Consider the following 25,880-nt stretch of genomic DNA (forward strand, 5'->3'; position numbering starts at 1 on the left):
ATATGAAACATATAAGTACACTAGTTTGCTATTTTTTAGCAAGTAATTTTGTGTTGGGTCAGTTTATTGTAGGTTCTAATTGTTCTAACTGTTCAATCTCTACAAGTTCAACAGTTGCAAATTCTATTGGAACAGGAGGCTTGTTCACTTTTTCAGGAAGTATCACTAATAATGGTGCGGGAGGAATTAGAAATAATAATGGAAGTATTATAAATTTTGGAGCAGGGGGAATAAATAATACAAATGGAAATATTATTAATTCAGGAGGTGCAATTATTAATGCTGGTGGAAATATAGTTAACAATGGAGGTCGTTTTATCAATAATAATTTGAGTTGTTTAAATGAAAGAGTTCATATTGACCTATTAGGAGGATGTAATCCTAGAGCTTTATTACACAATAATGGAACTTTTCTTATTACTGGTGTCGATAATAACTTCCCTTTAGGTGTAGGAGTGAACCGTTTAATTTTTACTCCAGGAAGAGGAGCCTTAGTAGCAGGTGGAGCGACGGGGAATCAATGGAATAATCCTGTACTTTATTCTACAACTTTTGGGTTAGACAATACGCCTGGCGGAGAACGTTCCATTTTGGGGGGATTTAATAATGTTGTTTTAGGCACTGCTCCCTCTTCATTTACAATTGGAGAAGAAAACGAAAATGGAGGAGCCAATAGTATCCATGCTGGGATTCGAAACATAACCGTGGATTCCTCTATGTCATCGTTGACCTTAGGACAAGATAATTTGAATCATGCTCCTTTTGGCATTGTTGTAGGGCTTGAAAATACAATTTATGGAAAAGATTCAGCAGGGATAAGTTATGGTCGATTAAATATTGCGAATGTAGCCTATAGTTTAATTGGTGGATTACAGAATCAAGCTTTAGATTCTGCTTATGCTGCTCTTACGATTGGAGAACTTAACATAAACAGAGCACCAAGGAGTATTACAGGTGGATGGCAAAATACAGCCACTCGTAGAGCAATTGGAGGTTTAACACTAGGATTTGGAAATCTTAACAGCTCAGAGTATGGGCTTGTAATGGGGCAAGAAAATATAGGCACATCAAGTTCTAAAAGCGCATTTACATGGGGACGATACAATCAAAATAATGCACCTTATTCTTTATTAACAGGAAACCGAAATATAGCTTCTGCCTCTGCTTTATATTCTGCAGGATTTGGGAGTGATAATGCAATTAGAGCTAATTCCTGTGTTTGTGCAGGAGATGATAATGAAATAAGAATTTCAGCCTCTGCTTCTTTGGTAGGAGGGACATCAAACGAACATCAAGCAGCAAGTAGTGCAGTTGTTGGATCTAGAAATATGATTTCGTCCTCTGCGGTCGCTTCTGTGAATGGAGGACAAGATAATACCAATTCGGGGGGGAGTACACTTATTGTTGGAACATTTAATACGGTTGATTCCTCTGCTAGAGCATCTCTTAGTGGTGGTTCCTCCAATCAAAATAGTGCTGCTTATAGTATGCTAGTAGGAGATAATAATCAACTTGATGTTAGCGCAACAGGAGGAATAGGATATGGTGATCAAAACCAAGCAGCTGGCTTTGGAGTTTTAGTTGGAGGACAGCAAAACACCGTTCAAAATGGAAATGGATCAGGTGTAATTGGATTGCAGAATAATCTGAATGGTGGACATAGTTGGGTGGTAGGAGAAGGAAACGGGATTATTGCCTTGAATGCATTAATAGCAGGTTTTGAAAATACCGTTAATCAAGGAAATAATACTTTGGTAGTTGGACGTGGTAATACGATTAGTCGATCGCATGGGGTCACTTTTGGTGCTTTTAATACCGTAGATGGCTTATCATCAAGTGTTGGAGGTCAAAATAATAACAATACTGGAGATCAGGTTATAATGGCTGGTTTTGCGAATAGTAATACTGGCAGAAATGTATTGATCGTTGGAGATACCAATACGAATACAGGAATCAATACGATTATAGGAGGAGAAGAAAATACCAATGGCGCGGCTGGAGTTTTATTAGCTGGTTATCTTAATAGCAATACTACTGCTGGTAACTATTCTGCTCTATGGGGAGAGGAAAACAACAATACAGCTGAACGAGCAGGGCTATTGGGTTTAAATAATACGAATAGCGGTATTAATAGTTTATTGCTTGGAGAAGAAAATAACAATACGGCGTCTCAAAGTATTCTTTCAGGATTAAATAATACCAATCAAGTTCAGGGACGAGCTTCTATTATAACGGGAGAGGAAAATGACAACTCTGGAGCCAATGCAGTTGTGTATGGTCAGGATAATACCAATACTTTTGGCAATAACAGTATTTTCGGAGGAGCTAATAACAACAACGAAGCTATCAATTCTGTAGGTTTTGGTCAGGGGAATACGAATCAAGCACCACATTCTATTGTTGGTGGTACAAGTAATGATAATCTGACAGGTGGGGATAATTCAGCGCTTTTGGGGTTAGGACAGGAAAATTCTGGGGCTAATGCTTTATGGGCAGGAGTAAACAATACCAATATAGGAAATAATTCAGGTGGTGTGGGCAATTTACACGAAAATCAATCCATCAATGTATGGATGTTGGGAAGCCAAAATACGAATGCTACGAATGCTGATAATAGCCTTATTGGAGGATCAAGAAATATCAATAATATAGGTGGTGAAAGTAGTCTGCTAATGGGACAGCGCAATCTTAACGAAGCTGCATATAGTTTTATTTATGGCTTATCGAATGAGAATCAAGGAGCCTCTAATGGAAGTTTATTAGGCGGAGAACGCAATCAGAATACCAATGGAAGCCATGTGTTACTGACTGGTCTAAACAATCAAAATGAGAATAGTAATAATACGCTGATAACAGGAGAGCAGAATAACAATAAAAATAATAGTCATACAGCTTTTATTTCAGGACGAGAGAATGAAAATGATAATAGTCCTTATGCCATTATTGGAGGACAGGAAAATACGAATACAAATGGGTATGCTTCGCTAGTGGGAGGAACAAAGAATCGCAATACTACATACAATACTTTTGTTTGGGGACAGAATATTATCAATGAAGGGAATGAGTCTTTGGTTGGTGGTTTAGACAATAGAAATAAGGGCGATTTTTCTCTTGTATCAGGACGAAGTAATTTCAATAGAGCAAAGTATACACTCACGGGAGGGCGGAGTAATGTCAACAATGGTCAATTCTCTATTGCCTATGGAGAATATGTGAATGTGAATGCTTCCAATTCTATCGGGATAGGTTCGAATGTACAGGTCATGCAGCCTTTTAGTGTAGCAATGGGGACTAAAGTTTCTTCTAGTGGTATGGCGGCTGTTGCTATGGGAATTAATAGTCATGCATCTGCTACGGCAAGTATTGCTTTAGGTGATAAGAATTATGCAACAGGCACGAGTAGTGTCGCATTGGGATCGTCTAATACCAGTAATAATCTTTATACAGTTGCTATAGGAAAAGGAAATCAGGTAAATGCTTACGCAAGTGCTGCTATAGGAGAAAATAATACAATTACACCAGCAGCAAGCTGGTCTATATCTTTGGGCAAGGGGAATACAGTTTCTGGACAGGTTAATACTGTAGCAGGTACTAATAATATTGTGAGTGGTATACAGCACACCGCATTAGGTGCAGATAATGTAATAAATAGTCCTATGAGTAGCTTTGTTGCAGGAGAAAAATGTACGGCAAATGGTTCTCATGCCATTGCTTTAGGCTACGAATCTCAGTCTATTGGTAATCAATCTATAACTATTGGGCACCATAACGAAGCGATAGGACAAGAATGTCTTAATATAGGCATTTATACACAAACAAGTGGTCGGAATGCCGCAGTTCTTGGACGTGGTTTTAGTTCAAGTTTTCCTCTAAGTAATCCTTATAACAATAGTCTTGCAATTGGCTTTAACAGTGATCAACCTACACTATTTGTTGGAAAGAGTTCTGGTCCTGGAACGACAGGAAATGTTGGTATTTCTCGCGTGAACCCTTCTTTTGATTTAGATGTGAATGGTATTACTCGTGCGGGATTGTATTTGGCGATGTCAGACAAGCAGTTCAAATCAGATATCAAATCTATAAATGAAGGGGTACTCAGAAAGTTGCAATCTGTAAACTTTGTTCAATATCTATATGCGTTAACGGATCGTCAATCATACGGTGTTATTGCACAAGAACTTCAAAAGGTCTTCCCTGAGTTGGTCTACAAAGATGATGAAGGGGGATTATCTGTGGATTATTTGGGGTTGTTTTCTCTTGTGGGGGCAGCTGTAAATAATCAAGAATCAGAAGAGAAGGAAGAAATAGAACAATTACAAGGGGAATTGGCAACACAACAGAAAATGTTAGAAGCACTTCAAAAAACAGTCAAAGAATTGCAATACCAACAAGATATGTGCTGTGAACAAACAGTAACAACCATAGACATGCTATTAGAAGAGGAAATAGAACGAGCCATTCTGTTTCAGAATATTCCTAATCCCGCAAACTCAAAAACATGGATAGGCGCTTATATTCCTCAAATAAAAGCGTCTGCCAAGATTATTGTCTTTGATATGGAAGGGCGTATTGTTCATGAATTTAATGACTTACAAGAAGGCAAAAATGACTTATCTCTAAATCGTAATCAATTACCATCAGGTGTTTACTTCTACATCCTTTTTATTGATGGAGAACCAATAGATAATAAGAAACTTACATTTATTCACGACTAAGAAAACACATCTATGCGCACAGACGTCCAATATTATCGGAGAATATTATTTTTTATATGTTGTTTAGTGTATCATCAAATAGCATTTGCTCAACCATGTAATCTCAGTACTATTACACCAGGATTGACGTATAATTCATCAAATACCTTGTGCGAGGGAAATGATATTGAGTTTACAATTGTTATTCCCAATCTACCAGGAGGTTGTATTGTAGATGAATACCACTTAGGAACTCCTAATGGTATCGTATATCCAATTGCACCGACTTATACCGTACAAAACGCACCATCAGGAGATTATGATGCGACATTTACCATTGTAGATGATGGATCGCTGACCTGCCCTTGTACAGGAAACGTATCAGTACCATCCTCTAATGTTATTACGATTAATGAAATTCCTAGTGCACCACAAATAACCGGAAATACAACTGCATGCGTTGGAGAGCAAGTGTTCTTAGATGCACAAACGATTATATCATCGAATAATTATCAATTTTATTGGTATGGAACAGTTACGGGGACACCATTGACGCCAAGTGGTCCTGTTTTATATCAAGGGCAGCAATTTAATACACCTCCAATTATGAATAGCGGTGTGAGTTACTATGTAACAGTAAAAGATGGTGTATGTGAAAGCCCTGCTACGCAACATACAATTATACCAGTTTCTGTAACAGCTCCAGTGCTAGCACTTTCAAATCCTGTAACTGCCTGCACTGGTCAGAGCGTACAATTAGGAATTAATGCAACACTTTTAGATTCTAATGAGGTTGCCCATTGGTTTGCCGATGCAGGAGGGAACAATTTACTTCATGTTGGCAATGTCTTTAATACGCCACCATTAGTGACAGCAACAACATTTTATGTTCGAATAGTGAATTATATTCATGATTGCCGAAGTAGTATTGTCGCAGCGAATACAATTAGTATACAGAATATTCCGAGTCCAGTAGCCCCTACCGTTATTAATGACTGCTTGGGAAAACGAGCAACTCTGACGGGGACTCCTCAACAACTGAATGGCGCTTTGCAGTGGTATGATGATTTAAATGGGCAACCAAATTATTTATTAAGCCTTGGAAATATTTTTGTTACAGATACCTTATTAGGGACGCAAACGTATTATGTACAAGAGGTAACTCCTGATGGTTGTATGTCACCAGTAACTCCTATCTCATTAGTTGCAAACGCATTACCAACGGTTCCATCAATAGTAAGTAATACACCCATTTGCGAAGGTGATAATTTGACCTTAGGGTTAGGAAGTAGTGCATTAGGAGTAAATACTTCTTGGACTGGACCAAACAGTTTCCAATCTAATTTCCAGCAAGATACAATCTACAATGTTAATATAGTTCAACATCAGGGGAACTATATTTTATCTGCACAAGATAATTTGACGGGGTGTATAGATAACGATACACTTTCTGTCTTTATCCATCCACAACCTATGACTCCTACTATAATTGGAGATTTTGATCAATGCATAGGAGATTCCTTAATCCTTACTGCTACACCAATTGGTAATGCAAGTTATACATGGTCGTACCCTAACAGTACAACAACGTCAAGCACTAACACCTTAAGTTTTGTTGTAGATTCTACCCATCAAGGAATAGTTTCGGTAATTGCCATTGTCAACACCTGTTCTTCGGAAGTTGCAACCCAAAATATTACAGTATATACTCCACCAGTAGCAGTTGCAATTAGTAATTCTCCGATTTGCTTGGGCGATCCACTTTTGTTAGATGCGACAGCTTTAAACGGAGCAACTTATTACTGGGTAAGTAATAATGCTTATACTTCTACAGAACAAAGTAATACAATTCATAACTTGGATCAAGGACAGTCTACATATATCGTAGCAGTTTCAAAGAACGGTTGCACTTCGTTTGATACTATTCAAGTCATGGTTAATGGTTTGCCTTCTGTAGGGCAATTCTTTGTGCCGAATCCATATATAGTTTGTGAAGGCGAAACCGTGAATTTAACGTCTAATATATCAACTGTTTTTGTGGGGAGTTGGACTGGACCAAACGGATTTAATAGTGAATCAGTGGATACAACTATTAGTGCCACGATTAGTAGTATTCATACTGGAAATTATAATTTTAATGTTCAAGAAAATGGTACGGGATGTTCAAATGATACATTAATTAGTGTTCTTGTTTTACCCAAACCAGTAAGCCCTACACTTGCTACTTCGAGTCCTGTTTGTGCAGGTGAAGTATTAGATTTATTTGTACAAGGAGCCAATGCAAATACAACTTATACATGGACCGATCCCCAAGGAAATACTTTTTTGGGAGCAGATACATTAATAAGCTCAGCTACTAATACTGATGCAGGAATATATAAGGTTATTGCTTCAAAGAATGGTTGTACTTCTGAATCAAGTTCCATGAATATAGAAGTACATTCTCTACCTGTATTAAGCATTTCTTCGGATACTACGATAGAGGAAGGAGAATCTTTGATGCTTCGTGCTTTAGGAGCGAGTTTCTATGAATGGAAATCATCAGCTTCAGTAATAAATATTCTTAATCCTTATAGTGCTGTTACTGAGCTTTCTCCTGTTGATCTGAATGGTCAATTAAGTCCTAATATTTTTCCAATTGAATTAGAGGGAACAAATGCGTTGGGATGTTCTAATACAGATACATTGTATTTGACAGTAAAAAAACGTTCAGGTGTTATGGTCTATAATACTTTTACCCCGAATGGTGATGGCGTAAATGAGACTTTTTCTATCGACTTTATTCAAAACTTAGATGATCATTTCGTACAAATCTTCGATAAATCAGGAGTGATAGTTTGGCAGACCAGTGATTATTCCTTCAACGAATGGGATGGTACATATCAAGGAAGTGCTCAGAAAGCACCAACAGGAGCTTATTATTACTATATTAAATCAGATACTTTTGAACAAAAAGGGGGCATTATGCTACTCCGAAATAAGTCTTAAAATTAATCCTTATGAAACGATACATTGTATATACCCTTATTTTTGTAAGTATTTATTCAACCAATCTCTTTGGGCAGCATGATGCAGCAACTAATCATTATTGGATTACTCCATCAGTTCTAAATCCTGCTTTAATTGGTTTAGTTAATGATACTACAATCAATATTTCAGCAAGTTTATCAGATTATTGGGTTGCAATGCCTGAGGCTCCTCAAACTATTAGTGCAATATTAGAGGTACCTTTCCCTAATAAAAAAATTGCTTTAGGAGCATTTTTTAGGCAAGAGAAACACTTCTTAATTAAAGAAACAAGAGGACAACTTACATTTAACTATGAATTTCCTTTTCCAAAGATAAAATCTGAATTTAGGTTGGGATTGGGAGTAGGTTTTTTAGAGAATAGAATAGATTTTTCAAGAGCGAGTGTAAAGGCAACAAATGATCCACTTGTTTTGAATAGTATTCAGAGCCAACTGGCTTTTCATCTAGCAATGGCAGTTGCTTTTCGACATAAAAAACTTCGGATAGGGATGACTATTCCTTATCTGATTACCTCTAAAAGTAGTAGAGTAGGATCTTTTTTATATGGAAACAACAACATAAATACCACTTCTTTTCAAAAACCACTAATGCTTTCTTTTTATGTTAGACAAGCGCTTTTACCAAAAGAAATTAGTAAAAATATTCATGAATTAGATATTGCAGTCGTTACCAATATTCCTGTAGTCCCACTGACAGAAAATCCATATGATATTCGATTAAATGTTATTTATCAAATTCAAAACTTTGATAAAAATAACGATAAAAAAACGGTTACAAAAGCATTGCGTTTTACTAGATTTTCAGTAGGAGCTGGCTTGGGTGTAGCTTGGAAAAATAATGAATCACTAGAAGAGAAAAAAGCAAATGCTGTGGGGAGTGCTTTATTTGGTGTTGAAATGAACAATTTCTTTGAAGTTAATTACTCGTTTGGTATAAATAGTCGTCTCTCTACACTTGGTACAACACATGAAATAATATGTAAGATATATATTGATCCTCAAAGAAAAAGTAATGCTATAAAGAAGAATAGAGAAGATATTCTTCTCTTAAGAAATGAAATAAACGATCAATTAAATATCATTAGGACAGAACATAAAAAGCTAAAAGAAAAAATAGAGGCTATTAATTTTGTTCAAAAAACAGAAATATCTTTATTAAAAGAAGCACTGGAGAAGTTACAGAATGATATTGAAGATTTAAAAAACATGAAAGTTTCTAAGCCAGATTTAAAGCAAGAAATCAAAGATATGGAAAAGAACATACAGGAATGGATTAAAGCTTTAAGACAACAAGTTAATATTACGGTACCTCCAAGTTCGTTAAATTAAATAAAAAATTATTAAAAAACAGGAAGAACAAACTTGCAGCTATTATCGATTTGTGAAAAAGTAAATTTGAAAATAATTTTGAATTAGGATTATTTAGGGGCATTCAGGAGTAAAATAAAAAATATAATTTAACACTTATCGTAACGTGTAAATAATTGTTGATTAGTGTTTTAAATTAAATGTTATTGTTTTTTACCCATGAGACCTACTTTGGGCATTTTAATTCGTACCCCGCTTTTAAAGATTTTGCTTCAAAAGCGGGGTAATGGCTTTTTTGAAATTCAACAACAGATTATTTCTGATTGTGTTTAGGTATGTCTATAAGCTCTTAATAGACTTATATTCAATACTTTTGTTGTGAAACAAGTATTAGAAGTGCCAAAATAAACACATTTGTTTTACTACTGAATCTCCCTATTTAGTTTTTAAATTTTTATATGTATAATTTATTTTGCAAATTGAAAATAGCTGACAAGCTTGGGAATTCTATTTAATGTACATTGATGGATACCCAATAGGGAATAAAGTAAGTTGTACAGCTATTAGACAAATTGTAAAACGAGTCAGAGATCAGGGGAAATTAAATTGATACGCATTGAAATCAAAAAGTTATACTATTTTCGTTTATGGAAACCATTAATTTCTACTCCTTGATATCTCAAGTATTTATAGAGAGTCGCTTTACTGATAGAAAGGTTTTTGCAAATTTCTACAATACTTAATTTCTCTGCTTTATAAAGGGCTTCAGCAGCAATAGCCTTTTGGTCTTCCACCAATTTGCCCTCTTGCTCTGGCAGCTTTGAGACCAGCTTGTGTGCGTTCCCGAATAATGTCTCTTTCAAATTCGGCAAGTGAAGCAAAAATATTAAAAACTAGTCGACCTTGAGAAGTAGTAGTATCAATTGGATCATTGATACTTTGGAGTCCAATTCCTTTTTCATTTAATTCATCCATATTTTGAACTTCTTCAATCGGTCTTGCATTGTTTCCCGCCTTGCAAAATGGATATTGCTGCCTTTTATTGGAGTCTAAGATTTTTTCAAGCCTAATTTGAACTTCCCAATTGGCAAAGTAGTTATAGGTGTATTTGAATTTGTCTTTACAGCGTAATTTAAAATCTCTTAGCAATGTTTCTTTCGCAGAGCCAGAAAACCATCCTCCTGCACCAGAATAAGAAAGTCCATATGATTTACCATGTAACTTAAAACAATGCAAATGAAATTTTTCCCATCCCATTACTAATTGAATAATTCCATGCAAATCTGCAAGGTTAGTATCATCTCTTAACAAGAGTCTGCGCCAAACCATTGGACTAGCTCCAAGCAAATGAATTTTGACTTGATATATTTTGCCACTAAAAGTTGATTCCACACCCTAAAAGTTTTCCTTTTTCAAGTTACGGAATTCATAACTATATTCCAACTCTAGCAACAAGTGCCCCACGGTTTTTTATGCTCTCCTGCCCCAGCACAAGAAGACAGTAGAATTACAGATTCTCGTGACAGCCAAAAAACATAATCTTATTCAATAAAAGTTATAATCACTTAACTATCAATTTTCTCCTTTGCAAAGGAATATGATTTTCTGTTAATAAGACCCAATAGACACCAGGGGAAAGATTTATTGTATTATCAAAAGTAAAAAGTGATTCTCCCGCAGGTAGTTCTTTTCTAAAAAGCCGCAGCCCCATGTTGTTAAATAGTTCTAATTCTATAGTCTTTGTAGCGTTTTTTACAGAGACAGAAAAGTCCCCATCGGTAGGGTTAGGGATTAATTTTACCTCAAGTGGGGTGTTGAGATAATGATTTGAGACATTTGTTGTATCACCAAGTATTGATGCAACATCAGATAAATGGCTTCCAATGGACTGTAGGCAAATTTTGATTCCTCCTGTTGTATATTTGGCACCTGGATTAATTGTGACATAATATGTTTTACACGAAGATTCAAAATGATTGGGGATGTCGGCTTTTGCTATGAAACTATGTTGTCCTGCCTGGTAGGTACCACCTACTAAATAGTTTTCATTACTATTGCAAATATCTTGACGGATATAAAACGGTCCATCAGCACTAAATAGCGTACCATTACATTTAGAAATTTCAAAGATGATTTGATCCCCATCAATTGCAGCTGTTGCTTGAATTACACCTCCTATATAAATAGAACTATCGCAGTTTGTTGTTGTTCCACAAATAGGCAATACATCATTGTTTTGAATGGTGCATGTTTTATCCGCTGGAGCTGCAATAATGCTAATCGCATGAGGCACTGGGCGATCTATTGAATACATAGAAAGCCCTTCTAAACAAACCTGTGTCGACCAATGACCATCAAATGCCATTGCGTGAATAGTGCCAAAATCTTGTAGAATATTCTCTGCCCTTGAGGCTGTTAAATTGACGCTGGTCAAAATATAAATTTGGGAATATCCATCTTCACTCCAATTGCCTCCAACTCCGATATAGGTCCTTCTTAGAGGTATTAATGGATTCTTTTGTCCGATTTTTAACCCAACAATGATATTAGAAGCGGAATCAGATTCAATGACACTGGGATTTGACCCATTATAATCTATAATTTGAGCCCGATCATGTTCAATTTTTAGCATGGACTTTAGAAAGGGTTCGTTATTTCCAAAACCTATTGTTTTAACTGCTCCTCTGTGTTTTACGGGAAAGGACATAGCCGCAGCACTTGAAGTATCGAGACCATAAAAGCTACCATTTACGATTGAAAAGGCATGGCTTCCTTGCTCTGCCCTTAAATCTTGCCAAAATTCGTCAAGATTCCGCTTCTTATATTTGTTATAGCTTATAGTGTTCGTATAAAGCTTACCATCTTCGTTTCCTAACATGGATTCTAGTTTTGCTCCTTTGGACAAATCGATGATGTGGACATAACCTTCCAATGAATTATGGTATAATTTAACACCAGAAGCTTCTTTTGTTAATGTGTATCCCGTGGGAACTTGAGCAATAGTAGGGATCGTTCCAAGCAAAATTATACCCCAAAGTAGCTTAAATGGGATGTACTTGATGATTAGGCTTGCAGTTGTTTTTCGCATATCGAGTCTCATTGAGGAGTACCATTAAATGTTAGAGATATATAATTGAACTTTATATAAAGATAGACGCTTGTCTCGAGTTATTAAAAGACAGAAAAGATTAATTTGAAAATTAAATCTACATAATTGTTGTGTAATAGGTTGATTATTAAGTAGAATTAAGTTGAAAGGCTAAGTCAATTGAGGCTTCTTTGTTTTCCACTCACTACTTTCCGCACCTCAACTAACGATATAGAAATCCTTCCCTTTTACGAACACAAGACGATATCAAACAAAGACAAGACGAATTCTATGAATAATAGGACGCTATAGGTAAGCGACCTATGAGCGCTCTATATTTGTATTGAATTCACATAGAACTATTTCCTTGGTAACGTGGCCACAACACCAATTTAACTTTCAAATATTATTACTATGAATGTCAAATTGTTTGTTATAGCGTTAGCTATGGTATGTATTGAGTTTAATCCAACAAATGCAAATCCCGCTTATTCATCGGATTATGCCTACTCCTCTTCTTTCATAGAAGGGGGAATTAGAACAATTGTTTTGGGGTACGCATCTATAGAAATCCATCAAGAAACTTCTACACCTCTTCAAGTTAAAATTTATAATAGTTCAGAAGGTTTAGTCTATTCCAACGAATCTTCTGAATTACAAATGGATGTCTCAATAGAAGGGTGGAAAACAGGTGATTATACCATCGTAACTTTAGCTGGAGGCGAACAAGTCTCGCAAGATTTTTTAGTCAGTATTACTTAGTAATAGATAATAGCCTGCCAACAAATAAGTATTTTATTTTGGCAGGTTTTATTTTAGTTTATCTATAAGTGTTTGATAAATTTCGGTTAGCCACTTATAATATAAAGTATCTTTAGGTACTTTTTTGTACCAATCATGTGTATTCCTTAATTGATCTTTCTTCGATATATTGCCAAAGGTTTTTACAAGAGCTGTTATTTGTTTTTGAAGGTTCAGCTTCTTTTGTTTGAAATAATCAGGAAGTAAATTTTGACCTGTATTTCGATTAATTAACCTTAGATAGCTTGAAATGAGTACATCTATTTCAGTCTCATATATATAATCCATTTCCTCTAAGTAAGACTCAACAGCAGCTTTGATTTTTATAACATGTAATTGAACCAAATAGTAGGGGCGTTGCTCTTTTGGTGGAAGGGGAGAGGGCTGCTCTAGCTGCTCCCCCAAAGCTGTCCATTTCTTAGAAAGGAATAATTGAGCAACTTTACATAAGTAATTCAGACATTCTTGATGATGAGCATAAGGGATGTATTGCTCTTCGGTGATTTTTAAAAAAGGCAGGTCTTTAGTATTAATACAAGAAGAAATAATGTTGGCAATATCGCTAAAATAGATTGTATCTCCTTTTTGAAATAAGAGCCCTTGCTTATGTGCAATTATATATAGCTGCTGAATTTCAGCATCAAAATCTGAAGGGCGTTGAGTATTGAAAAAATTAATTAAAGTCATAAGCCCAAATTCTTTATGCTCTTGTTCCAATCGAGATGAAGACAACCCTTGCTTCGCTTCTTCTAATAAAGATTCTAGGTAGTTTCCCTGCTGATGATAAGTATGAATTATGGTATACAGAGCATGATAAAATGCAAGTAATGGATGCTGAGTAAGATTTATATGAGCAATATTAACAGAGTGCTTAGAAAGGATTGCTGAGGGGCTTGTTGTCTGAAGTCGATAGCTTCGACTAATTTTTTCCAAAGTTAATCTGAGCTTTTGAATGGCATAATAAATGTCTAAATGCAGCTCCGCATCCGAAAATCTTTCAATGCTCTCAAACGTTGATTTTGTTTCATCGAGCGATGAAAAATAGCTAGCATTGTTTACTTCAAAACTTCTGTGATAGTCTTCTACTGATTGTGGTGTTTTTAATGACTCTGCATACTGTTTACGGACATCCCATATCAACGGATTTTCAGAATACTGTTTCAAAATGTTAGACTGAACCTCTAATAATGATTTGTCGGAAAGCTCGTTTAATGAAAAATTATAAAAACTTTCAATAAGTTGATTATAACAATATTGAGAGCTGTTTTTCTTCAAATCTAACTTATTAATCTTTCCTCCATGTCTGATAAAGGACGCTAGGGCTGCTGTATAAAATTTTTTTAGATTTTTTGACTTTAGATAGGCTTTGAAAGCCTTACGATGTTGCTCTGATAAAAGCTGAATGATGCATTCTAGTTTTTCTTTTTTGTCCATAATTGAATGAAAAAGACTGAAAATATTTAAGTGTTAAGTATTTGATAAACAGTTGTTTGTGGTTGTTTTGGGGCTTTTTTTTTCTACCAGCCGCTATTCAATCTAGAAGTTTTAGCCTTTTCTGTCAGTAATTTTAAAATAATTACTTGAGTGACGTTCATTTTTGAAGCTCTTGGTCTACTTTTTTAATATACGAAAAAATAATCTTGGACAAAGTTTTTGTAAGGAGAAAGAAGAGACATAAGGCGGATAGCCATTCGAGTAGTTGATTTTCAAATTGTTTATTTAAAAACTAATGATTATGATTTTGTCAATTGCACTACTCATTGGGTATTTATTAACGAGGCAAAAGGGCTTTTATCTTGCTGCTCAGTTAATTCCAATTAGTATCTTTTTCTCGTGGAGTAGCATGGTTAATGCTCAAAATTCCTGTTCACTCCCTTCTTCACCGCTTAGCACGCCAACTATTTATACTGTGACGGTAGCTAATTGTACGACACTTGTTGTTAGAGTATACACGAATGTAACGACTTCTCCTAAATCTTTGCGTTTTCAAGTATTCACAGGAGGTAATTATAATAACGTTACTGGAGTTTATTGCAATCTCTCAAATATGAATTATACGGGATCGATTTCTGGAGGTTATTTGTATCATAATAGTAATAAGACGGCTATTTATGGAACCAATTATTACGTTTTGACTTTGGCCAACCCATTACCATCTGGAACCACTTACGTTATCGCAAGAGTTGGTACTACCTCCAACCATTCTAGATATACCGCTAGAAAATCGTTTTATGTTACCCCAACGTCGATATATAGTCAGCCGTCGAATGTTAGTGTATGTTTGGGACAAGTTGCCAGCTTTACTGTAGGAGCAAACGGAATGAGTTTGCAATATCAATGGCAGATTAAGTCTGGATCCAATTGGTATAATATCTCAGGAGCGACTTCTTCTACTTATTCCTTTACTCCTGGAACAACAGGAACATTTTATATTCGTTGTAAAGTAGAAGGAAAAGGAACTTGTTATCCGCGTTATACCTACCAAAGAACCTTAACGGTTTTAAATTCATTGTCTCCGCCTTCTTATGTTAGCGCTTCTGACGGAACCTACTGTAATCGAGTCTATGTAACTTGGGGGTATGTGAGTGGTGCTACTTCTTATACTGTTCGTAGAAATGGCAGCGTTGTAGCAACAGTTTCTGGTACATCTTGGTCTGATTATTCAGCAAGCACAAGCTCTACTCCTTATGAAGTGAGAGCAAATAATAGTTCTTGCTCTTCGTCCTATAGAAGTAACAATGGATACAAAGGAAGCCCTCCTATCATTACTTCCCATCCCGCTTCTAAGACGATTTGTTCAGGAGCTCCTGTCGCCTCTTTTACCTGTAATGTAAGTAATGGATCAGGAGTCTGGACGTTTAATGGCAATAGTTTAGGTGTGACGTCGAATACCCTGACTATAAATAATCCAACCCAAGCCAATCAGGGAACGTATGTATACCAGGTATCAAATTCTTGCGGCACAGTAACATCCAATTCAGCCACTTTAACCATCATCTCAACCCCAGATCCATCCTATACTGTCGCTGGATTAGCAAAAGTCGGTCAAACGATTACATTGCAACCTGTATCTACAGGAAATCACAATTGGCAAGCAACTTCTCCGTCGGGAACGGTGTCTAATACAACTAGTGCGAGTCCTACATTCTTAGCAACAGAAAGAGGGACCTTCGAAATTATTCACTCGGTAGGTAACCTGGGATGTACGGCCTCTATTACTACTCATTTGAATATTTATCCAGATTATACTAACCCTAGACCCGTAGAAATGTCGCGTAATGTTTCATATGTTGCTGATCCTGTTAATTCGGCTACAGGTGAGTTTAAGTATCAGCACAATTTGATGGAGGTGTCTGCCTTGAATTCGGAACTCAATCTTGATATTTATTATTCATCGAAACATCTGAATAATCAGTCTATGGGGTATGGATGGACGCATTCGTGGGACACTAAACTAGAAAAAATCCATTCGCCTACAGGAGATATGTACATTGAGTTTGCCAATGGCAATAGAATTTATTTTACAGAGTATGGTGGTTCTTCCCCTAAAATATTGCCTTCGTATGCTGGCGCATTGGACACCTTAATCAAGAATGGTAGCGGAAACTATTTGCTGGAAAGACAGTCTGGAGAAACCTATTTTTTTGCTAGCGATGGTAAATTGTTAAGTGTCACAGATTTGAATGGAAATGTATTTTCTTTGGTGTATACAGGCAATAATTTGGCAAGCGTTACCGCTCCAGGAGGGCGAGTCCTTAATTTTAATTATAACGGTTCTGGAAAACTATTGTCTGTTAACAACCAATTAGGTCATTCCGTTAGCTTCACTTATTCAAATGACAACCTTATTCAAGTGAGGAACACGAGAAGCAATAACTTCAATTATACCTATGATGCTAATCATCGTTTACTGGAAATTGAGGACCCTAGAAGCATTGATTTTATCAAAAACACTTATGATGCTCAAGGACGAGTAACCAAACAGATAATGGCAGATGGTGGAGAGTGGAATCTTAGCTATGATACGCCTGTTCTAAGAGCAACTACGGTTACGAATCCGTTAGGAAACAGTAGAGTTTACTATTATGATGCGAATTGGAATTTGATTGAAGAAGTGGATGAACTCGGATATTCTCAACAGATGAAATATAATAAAAACCATTTGTTGGCAGTTTATTATAACCAAAAGGGAGACTCCATACAATTGGACTATGATTCAAAAGGTAACTTAGTGAATTCTTTGAGTTCAATGGGTAAACAAGTTCAAAGCAGCTTTACTTCCCTGAACCGACCAAGTAATATTATTAATAATCTAGGGTTTACAACAGGGCTTAGCTATGATGCTAATGGTAATTTGACAACTGTTAATTTGCCTAATACCGGTCAAATTACCTTGACACGAAATTCCAATGGATCGATCTCGACAGTAACCGATGCAGAAGGCAGAAGTTTGACTTATAACTATTCGCTCCAAGGAGACATTACACTGATTAATACTACTACAGGTAATATCAGCATAAGCTATGATGCCATTGGTAGGGTAGTGTCCATCACAGATCGAAATACTAGAACGACCAATTACACCTATGACAACTATGGAAATATTCTTAGAATAACTAGCCCATCTGGGCTTTATACAGAATTTGCTTATGATGCCAATGGCAACTTGATTTCTGTAAGAGATAGGGCTGGTCTCTATACCTACTATACCTATGATAATAAGGACCAAGTTGTTTCTGTAACGGATCCAATGAGTAGAACAGTTTCCATTTCAAGGAATCTATATGATCAAATTACGCGTATTGATTATCCTGGCGGCGGATATATAGAATATACCTATACTGCTCGTGGCAATGTTGCAACTTCCACTACTATTAATGGAACCGTAACCAATACTTATAGTTCAAGAGGTCTTTTAACTGGGACAGACTTCCCCAATGGTTATAACTTGTCTTATGCTTATGATAAGGATGGTTATTTGATTGCTTATAGTGATAATTTAGGCAAAGTCGATTCTCTGATTAGAGATCAATTGGGGCGTGTTTATAAAACTAAGAATGCGGCTGGTACGGAAACTACTTTTACGTTGAATGAGATGGGAAAATTGACAAGTGTTTCTCATGCTGGTCTTGCTAATAGCACGTATAATGTCAACTTGAATGGTGAAGTCTTAGATATTACGAATCCCAATACTAATACGACTACGAATGGCTTAGATTCAATGACAGGAGAAGTTACAAGTATAACAGATCCACTAGGAAATGCAACGAATATTACTTATGACAATATCGGGAATCCAGTTACAATTACTTTTGCTAATGGAGTGGTCGAAACGCGTGCATACAATTTAGATAACTACCTAACAAGCCGTAGCTGGACGAATGGATTTTATGAAAACTATACTTTAGATGCCAACGGAGCCATCCTCTCAATTACAACTCCTGACGGGACGATGAGTTTTGCAATGAACGCCAATTATGAAACAACTTCTATCTCTGACCAAAATGGCTATACAGTTAATTATAGCATAAATGATTTAGGATTGCCTGATACTTTGGATATCAATGGGCAGACCATCAGTAAAACCTATAACAGCCTTGGTCAAGAACAGACAACACAAGATGCAGACAATGATGTTTATACGACAACACAAGATGCAGCGGGTTTTCCAAATCAATTTGATTTTCCAAATGGTATTAAGAAGCATTTTGAATATAGAATGGATGGTTTCTTAGCAAGCCTGGTATATGAAGATAACAATGGAGATACCCTGTTTTACCAACATTTTAATAGAGCCGTCCTAGGGAATGTATTAGATGAATTTAAGCCTTCTGCATTCATCTATAGTCCTTCGGGGACTTTATCAGAATCATATACTTATCTCGCGAACGATGCTCAGAGCAATGGCGTATACACTTCGGATGCTTTAGGTCGTTTATTGACCTTTCCTGATGGGCTAGGATCGATGGTTACAGCGACCTATGATTCCAAAAACCGAATGGTTTCTATGCAGATTGGTTCAAGAGCCATTCAAAATGTTTATGATGCAGGAAACTTCTTGGTGAAACAAGTCGATAATGGTGTTACTAAACATTATATCTGGAACTATGCTTATGCCTTGCCTAGAATTGTTGCAGAGGCAGATTCTGCGGGTACTCTTTTGGCAAGTTACGTTTGGGCCAATGGTTTGTTGGTAAGTCGCAAAGATGAAATGACCGGGCAGAAGCTATTCTATCTTAGCGATGCTCTTGGGAATGTAGTTGCATTAACCGATACCAACGGCGTTATAACAGATACTTATGTATATGGAAATGATGGTGAAGATATGCAACATACAGGAAGCACTCAACAGCCTTTTACATGGAGAGGTGCTTTTGGAGTGTTGCATCAGTTTGGAAATATCTACTACGTTCGCCAGCGTTGGCATGACGCTTCTTCTGGGCGTTTCCTCTCTCAAGATCCTTATCCTTGGAATCCTACAAATAATCAAACCATGAACCGATATGTTTATGGCTTGAATAATCCTTTGGTTTTTGTGGATGTTAATGGTTTGTATAGCGAAGAAGTAGAAGAGAAAGTACATAGCGCCGCTGGAGTGTCAATAAAGGAGCTGCAATACGCAGCGAATAATCCAGTTAATGCATCAATAGCAGACTATTTAAGACATCAAGCTATTAAGATTTCATTGTTAGGAGGGGTATTAGAATATAATTATTCCTTTACCAAAGAAGAAGCTGGTTATTATATGCTTCGACAAGTGAATGCTATGCGTCATGCTGTTTGGCAAGGTCTTATTACAATGAGTAGAGGAAAAGAAGTAGCGTTGGAGGTTGGTAATGTCCATGAATCTTTTCCTGAAAGTGAAGCAGATTTAAGTCAGAGAGTTTTTTACAATATTCATGATGCAGATAGGACTGTTGATTTCTTGAATAATCAAATAGGAAGAAATATAGCGAGCAATTATGCTGCTAGTTGTAGTAGATGTGAGAGTCGTTATATACCACTGTTAATTTTATGGGAATATTACAAAGAAGGTTTATGGGTAGGAAATGTAGTGCGTAATTCTAAAGGAGATGTTATAAAAGTATCGATTTATCAAGAAAAATTACCTAAAGAACAATTAATAAGATTTTTTCACTCGCTAGATAATAAATTCAAATATGTGCGTTAAACTTTTTTTGAAGATAGTTATAGGATTAGCTTTTTTGTTTACGATTGATAATTCACTGTTGGGGCAATCAAATACAATTGTATACACCTACGATATGCTAAACCGAGTAACAAGAATAGAATATCCTAATGGAAATATTATTGAATACAGCTATCAACCCAATGGGAATCGTATTACCAAAACAAGGTTCCCTCTACTGCCAATTGAGTTGTTTGAATTCGAGGCAGAGAAAGGAATAGAATATTTGACCATCAACACCTACTGGGTGACCAAGACAGAATTAAATGGCAGTCATTTTGAGGTGGAGTGGAGCAAAAACGGAGGAGCCACTTTTTCTAAAGTAGGAGAGGTCAAAGCCGTGGGGAATTCTACGAGTCAACAGGCTTATAGTTTCTTACACGAAAACCCAATTATTGGGCACAATTATTATCGACTGAAATGTGTAGACCTTGACGGAAGCTTCTCCTACTCCAAAATTAGAGTAGTAGAACTGTTGGGGAACCACGTTAATCCGATTATTGTCTTCCCTAATCCTACTAAGGATGTGGTGACCATTCAATGCACAGCATTGACTACAGATGCTCAATTAGAATTAATGGATGAATCAGGCAAATTGATTTCTATTCGAACAATGCCCAAAGGAAGTACTACCCAAAAACTTAGTTTGGAAGAGCTACCTACGGGTATTTATTTATTGAGATTGATTATCAATATTGAAGATGAAGCGGTCCATACCTTTAAGGTGGAAAAAGTAAATTAAACATGCTCTTAATTCAATGCAAAGGAAGTTGCCTCAATCACAGCAATGGTTTGGGGCAGCTTTTCTGCTGTTTTTCTATAAGACTGATCTTGACAAATTAATTGACTCATAGCATCTCCGCAGAGCATCATTATTTTCGAAGCGCCACAAGACATGAGCGTTTGATAAGCTTCCTTTTCTGTACAATGACCATGATATATTAGAATACTTTCGTGGATGCCATCGCCCCTAGAAGAGCCTTTTAGCGGGCTGTCTTTGATTGCAATGTAAGTTCTACCGACCCTTCTGCTCCCCCAACCATCTTTATTGCAGAGAGGTTCTAGACCTACTAAGACATTGGGAGAACGCGGTAATTGATTGCTGACATCATTATACTGGGTTGAATTGGAATTATACGGTTTTAGGACTGCACTTTTTCGATTAAGTATCAACATCATTTTATTGTATTTGTTATCGCCAAAACCACAGCTTTCGATTTTAGAATTGATTTTAATAGGAAAGGGAAGCCTCGCGGTGGTCTCCGTAAACCAACCGAAAAAAGCACCACTAGAGAGTGAAAATATACCAGGATATTGCCTTTTTACCCGTTTCCAAATATCAGAGAGGTCCTTTCGTTGGAAGGTTGGGTCAGGTAAATGGTGTTGACCGTCGATTTTATTTTCCAATATAAGGAGCACCTTCGCCCCAGCACTTAAATCAATACTTTGAAGCCATTCTTTTTTGCCATACTTGTCAGTACGTTTGTACAGTTTCACCGCATTACCGCGTTGTTCCAATTTAAAACTAGAAGGGATGGAGTATTGGGGATAGTAGTTTAATGAGAGTAAGAATAACAACAGATTACTCAAAATTATAAGCTGAAACTGTTTCAAAATCATATGATATAATTATTTTTACTATTAAATATCTTTGTAATATGAATAAAAAGTATAAAATCCTATTGTTAGAAGATGATCCTTATGTCTCTAGTAATTTAGAAGAAGAGTTAGAGGAGTTAAATTTTGAGGTCCTTAGTGTTTTTAATAAACAAGATGCGTTTATCAAATTAAATGCAATCAAATTTGACTTAGCAATTCTGGATATTAGGATTGGGAATGATTATGAGGCAGGAATAGAAGTTGCCTCATATATAAAAGACCATATACAAATTCCCTTTATTTATCTTACATCTAATAATGACGGTCGGATTAAAGAAGCTGCTTTTGTTGCAGAGCCTAATAGCTACCTCCCCAAACCTTATGATATCAGAGTTCTATTGCCAATAATAGAATTAGCCTTTTTTAACTATTCCAAACAAGGCAACTTTAGAGCCTTTCCTAAACCGTTAACGGACTCTATTTTTATAAAAAAGAATAAGCTCATACCTATTGAAAATGAAAAGTTTAAGCTAGTTGAAGATAAGGGTAATTTTGGTAAATCGAAAATAATGCAAGGCGATATTGTTTGGATCCGATCTAGCAAAAACAGAGTTTTTTTGAAGACTATAAACCAGAGCATAAATCGTTTTGGTCATGTGCCGGTTGAAGAACAAGATTGTTATTGCTTATCAACAACACTCAAAAAGTTTGAATCATTTGTAAACCCATGGTTTATAAAACGGGCTAGTAATGCTGCATTGATTAATTTGAATTATGTAGAGAACATTATCGACCAAGCACAGATAATTATGAGTGACAAAAGCATCATAAGAGTAACGAATAAAAAATTGTTGGATTATTTCAATATAACAAAGGCAAAATAAATGAAGGATAATTATAGTTGGTTGGTCGTTATTCTGCTTGTAATACAGTGTATTACTGCTGATGCACAATTCTGTGGAGGGAACATTTTCACCTTGGCAGAACCTCAAATTATATATCCCAATAAGTCCTTATCTGTCGATAAGGAAAATGTTTTTGTTCTAGTAGAAAATAGGGATAGTGCTGCTTGGGCAATACGCCTGCAGGTATCTAATGATACTTCTAAATATCCTTTCACTCCAATTAATGGTTTCATTTGTAATGAAAACGACTGGAATTATACCAATGAAACAGTTTTGTACAATCAATCAGATGTTTTTCGAAAAGGAAAACCTGAGCATATCATTCCTTTAAACTTATCACAGTCAGGAGCCTATTTTTTTACTTGCAGAGCTGGGCGGAGTGCTAGAAGTTCTGCTTATGCTCCGCCTGTCAGGATAAATGTAAACCTACCTACTATAGCAATAGATAAAATAAAAGAGGAAGGCAACTATTTAATTCAACAATTAAATCATAAAAAACTCTTTAGCCTCTTAGGACAAGAAACAGGATCTATTGCACCCAAAGAACTCTCTGTTGAGGAAAAATGGGACTATTATCAATCAAGAATTGAAGACAAAGAGTTGAATGCTTGGTTATTGTATTATATTGGTCATTATTATTGGGAAAGGAACTACTTAGATTTTGGTTTGTCTTGTTTTCGTCAGCTCGTTAATACATCCTCGATTGAGGACAAAGGCTTTCTTAAGTTTAATCAACATCTGATTCATAGATTAGTGGATGTAGATGCTTTAAGTCTATCTCCAATCAGCCCATCTTTCTTAAAAACGCAAGATGATTCAGAACAAAGTTATTATAGGGCTTTGGACTTGTTCAACAGAGCATCATTGGATTCAGCTAGAGCAAATTTAGGTGCTTATGCTGATGTAAGAGCAAATTCGAAACAGTTACTAGATGTTTATTATTATTTGTTTCAAATTGCCCAAAAAGAAAATAATTATGCGGAGCAGGAAGAGGCTTTAAGTCAAGGATTTGAATTTGCTCAACGACAAGGGACCGACAATGCAGTAGGAAGTTTTGCTTATCATTTAGGCTGTTTTTATAAAGACAATAGCGATATTTTTTCAGCCCGAGAGTATCTAGATACAGCTCGGCTACGTTTTTTGGAGTCAGGCAATGCTTATGGGCTGAGCCAAGCTTATTATCAATTAGGTTTGCTCTTTGCAGAACAAGGTTCAACGGACTTTGCAATAGACTATTTAGATAATGCAAAACAAATGGCTTCGTTTCAAGGGAATTTACCTCTGCAGATTAAAATTTATCAAGAGCTTATTACTAACTTTTTTTCAATCCAGGATTGTGAGAATGCAGAAGATTATTCAGCGGAATTGCAAATTTTAGAGGATTCATTGCTCTCTGTTCAAGGTCGAGAAGCTGAATTTATTGCTCGTATTAGCTTGGTAGAAGAAGCAAACACTAGAGCTCAATTGGAGATAGAAAAAACGCGTGAAAGTGTATTTTACTGGTTAGTGTTATCAATCATTCTAATTGGCTTTGTACTTATTCTGACTACCGTATTAGTTCGTTTATACAAACAAAAAAACATCTTAAAGGAAAAAGAAGAGGCATTACAACAAGCTTACGGAAAAGTAACTGGATTAAACCACCTACTCAAAGAAGTTTATGCAGAATCTATTCATCGTATTAAAAATTACTTTTCAGTCTTAGGGGCGCTAATTAATAGAGAACTGCGCAAAGGAAAAAAGAATTACGAAGAAAAAAAAGGAAGCCCAAAGGATAGATTCCTACATCAGTTACAACAGAAAATCTTTATTTTTAATAATATTAATGAAGCTTTAAGTGGTCTTTCAGCCCAAGATTTAGAAGAGGCAAAAGTCAATGTGGCAGATATTTTAAAAAAATTAATTAAGAATTTTCAATTAAATGAACCATCCATCAATTTCCAGTTAGACATTCTAGAGCATCTAGAGATGGATTATCGTACTGCAGAAATTATTTGTCTAATTGCCCATGAAGGAATTATGAATGCCATAAAACATGCTTTTAATCCAGATATAAAAACTCCTACGATTAATTTGAGCTGCATTCAAGACCAAGAAGCACCCTTTTTTTACAATTTGATCATAGAAGATAATGGAAAAGGAATAACTCAAGAAGTTAAAAAAAGTGGAGGTCTAAAACGTATTGAAACTTTTGTATCGCTACTAGAAGGTGAGTTCTTGGTAGTAAAAAAGCCCACAAAAGGAACAATATTAAGGATTAAATTTTTGCTGAATAAAGAGAAAGGAATAACCTCTAATTAGCATAATGTAAATTATAAACTCTTGTTTTGGATGCTTGTCATTTTTTTATAAGATATGGCAATTATAGCTACAAAATTCCCTGTTGGTGTTATGCAAGTTGTTGTAAATTAATGAGTATTTATGCTATTTCCGCTTACGGAAACCATTAATTTCTACTTCTTGATGGCGAAGGTATTTATAGAGAGTCGCCTTACTAATAGAAAGGTTTTTGCAAATTTCTACAATACTTAATTTCTCTGCTTTATAAAGGGCTTCAGCAGCAATAGCTTTTTGTTGTGCTTTTTCTGATAAACCTTTAGGTCTTCCACCTACTCGCCCTCTAGCTCTAGCAGCTTTGAGTCCAGCTTGGGTGCGTTCCCGGATAATGTCTCTTTCAAATTCAGCAAGTGAAGCAAAAATATTAAAAACTAGTCGACCTTGAGAGGTAGTTGTATCAATTGGATCATTGATACTTTGGAGTCCGATTCCTTTTTCATTTAATTCATGGACCAATTGAACAAGATGTTTGAGCGAGCGTCCCAATCGATCCAATTTCCAAATAATCAAAATATCTCCTTTCCGTAATTGAGAAAGAAGTCTGTCTAACTCTATCCGTTCAGTTTTAGCACCACTGACAACTTCATGGAAAATCTTTTTACAGCCTGTCTTTTTCAAGGCATCAATCTGCAAATCTAAACTTTGATCTTTTGTACTGACTCTTGCGTATCCAAATTTCATGGTACAAGTTTACAAAACTTATTTTAAATTGAAAAATTAAACTTAGATTTTATGAACCAGTTTTTTGAACATATCCAAGTCGCAATTTTGAGTTTTTGCATTTTAAGAGTAAAGTTCATAAAAAGGGTCCTTTTCTTTACTCTTTTACTTTCTCATAAACTTTTCCAATAAAAGGTGCTTTTAGAGTAAAAAAACTCGTATCTTTATCTAAGTAAAATTTATTTCAATTTTTAATGAGTTTATTTACTT

Annotated in this window: 11 protein-coding genes and 3 pseudogenes; 8 read left to right on the plus strand and 6 right to left on the minus strand. The window is 35.9% G+C overall.

The features are described from left to right. Positions 1 to 2: 2 nt before the first annotated feature. The 3 genes from AsAng_RS29885 (at position 3) to AsAng_RS29895 (ending at position 9,052) form a co-directional block, all read left to right on the plus strand. A complete protein-coding gene (locus AsAng_RS29885) occupies positions 3 to 4,715 on the plus strand; it encodes a tail fiber domain-containing protein (protein WP_264793687.1) in 4,713 nt (1,570 codons plus the stop codon). Between the two features lie 66 nt (positions 4,716 to 4,781). After that, the gene (locus AsAng_RS29890; protein ID WP_264793688.1) at positions 4,782 to 7,682 is read left to right on the plus strand and encodes a gliding motility-associated C-terminal domain-containing protein; all 2,901 of its coding nucleotides are present in this window, start codon (positions 4,782 to 4,784) and stop codon (positions 7,680 to 7,682) included. An 11-nt stretch (positions 7,683 to 7,693) separates the two neighbouring features. Next, on the plus strand, positions 7,694 to 9,052 hold the full coding sequence (locus AsAng_RS29895) for a PorP/SprF family type IX secretion system membrane protein (RefSeq protein ID WP_264793689.1): 1,359 nt from the start codon (positions 7,694 to 7,696) through the stop codon (positions 9,050 to 9,052). 623 nt (positions 9,053 to 9,675) lie between these two features. Here AsAng_RS29895 and AsAng_RS29900 read toward each other — a convergent pair. The 3 genes and pseudogenes from AsAng_RS29900 to AsAng_RS29910 all read right to left on the minus strand — a co-directional run. Further along, a pseudogene (locus AsAng_RS29900) lies at positions 9,676 to 10,015 on the minus strand (recombinase family protein); the annotation flags it as partial. A gap of 33 nt (positions 10,016 to 10,048) precedes the next feature. Continuing rightward, a pseudogene (locus tag AsAng_RS29905) lies at positions 10,049 to 10,360 on the minus strand (plasmid pRiA4b ORF-3 family protein); the annotation flags it as partial. Positions 10,361 to 10,592: 232 nt separating this feature from the next. Further along, positions 10,593 to 12,131 carry a T9SS type A sorting domain-containing protein gene (locus AsAng_RS29910; protein WP_264793690.1) on the minus strand — a complete coding sequence of 513 codons (1,539 nt, stop codon included), beginning with the start codon at positions 12,129 to 12,131 and terminating at the stop codon, positions 10,593 to 10,595. A gap of 402 nt (positions 12,132 to 12,533) precedes the next feature. Between AsAng_RS29910 and AsAng_RS29915 the strand changes: the two genes are divergently transcribed. Further along, positions 12,534 to 12,881 (plus strand): hypothetical protein, encoded by a 348-nt coding sequence (locus AsAng_RS29915; protein ID WP_264793691.1) that lies wholly within the window; start codon positions 12,534 to 12,536, stop codon positions 12,879 to 12,881. Between the two features lie 48 nt (positions 12,882 to 12,929). On the opposite strand, the gene AsAng_RS29920 is transcribed toward AsAng_RS29915, so the two are convergent. Continuing rightward, positions 12,930 to 14,354, minus strand: coding sequence for a hypothetical protein (locus AsAng_RS29920; protein ID WP_264793692.1), 1,425 nt, complete (start codon positions 14,352 to 14,354; stop codon positions 12,930 to 12,932). Positions 14,355 to 14,655: 301 nt separating this feature from the next. Here AsAng_RS29920 and AsAng_RS29925 point away from each other — a divergent pair, with 301 nt between their 5' ends. Together AsAng_RS29925 and AsAng_RS29930 are read left to right on the plus strand one after the other, a co-directional pair. After that, positions 14,656 to 20,091 carry a DUF6531 domain-containing protein gene (locus tag AsAng_RS29925; RefSeq protein ID WP_264793693.1) on the plus strand — a complete coding sequence of 1,812 codons (5,436 nt, stop codon included), beginning with the start codon at positions 14,656 to 14,658 and terminating at the stop codon, positions 20,089 to 20,091. A gap of 7 nt (positions 20,092 to 20,098) precedes the next feature. Then, complete coding sequence (locus AsAng_RS29930) at positions 20,099 to 20,851, plus strand: T9SS type A sorting domain-containing protein (protein WP_264793694.1); 753 nt, start codon at positions 20,099 to 20,101, stop codon at positions 20,849 to 20,851. Between the two features lie 8 nt (positions 20,852 to 20,859). Here AsAng_RS29930 and AsAng_RS29935 read toward each other — a convergent pair whose 3' ends face one another. After that, on the minus strand, positions 20,860 to 21,606 hold the full coding sequence (locus tag AsAng_RS29935) for a hypothetical protein (protein ID WP_264793695.1): 747 nt from the start codon (positions 21,604 to 21,606) through the stop codon (positions 20,860 to 20,862). Positions 21,607 to 21,767: 161 nt separating this feature from the next. Between AsAng_RS29935 and AsAng_RS29940 the strand changes: the two genes are divergently transcribed. Together AsAng_RS29940 and AsAng_RS29945 are read left to right on the plus strand one after the other, a co-directional pair. Continuing rightward, the gene (locus AsAng_RS29940) at positions 21,768 to 22,592 is read left to right on the plus strand and encodes a response regulator (protein ID WP_264793696.1); all 825 of its coding nucleotides are present in this window, start codon (positions 21,768 to 21,770) and stop codon (positions 22,590 to 22,592) included. Further along, positions 22,593 to 24,914, plus strand: coding sequence for a sensor histidine kinase (locus AsAng_RS29945; RefSeq protein WP_264793697.1), 2,322 nt, complete (start codon positions 22,593 to 22,595; stop codon positions 24,912 to 24,914). A 132-nt stretch (positions 24,915 to 25,046) separates the two neighbouring features. On the opposite strand, the pseudogene AsAng_RS29950 reads toward AsAng_RS29945, so the two are convergent. Then, a pseudogene (locus tag AsAng_RS29950) lies at positions 25,047 to 25,631 on the minus strand (recombinase family protein); the annotation flags it as partial. Between the last annotated feature and the right edge of the window lie 249 nt (positions 25,632 to 25,880).

It is taken from the genome of Aureispira anguillae (assembly GCF_026000115.1).
Classification (GTDB): domain Bacteria; phylum Bacteroidota; class Bacteroidia; order Chitinophagales; family Saprospiraceae; genus Aureispira; species Aureispira anguillae.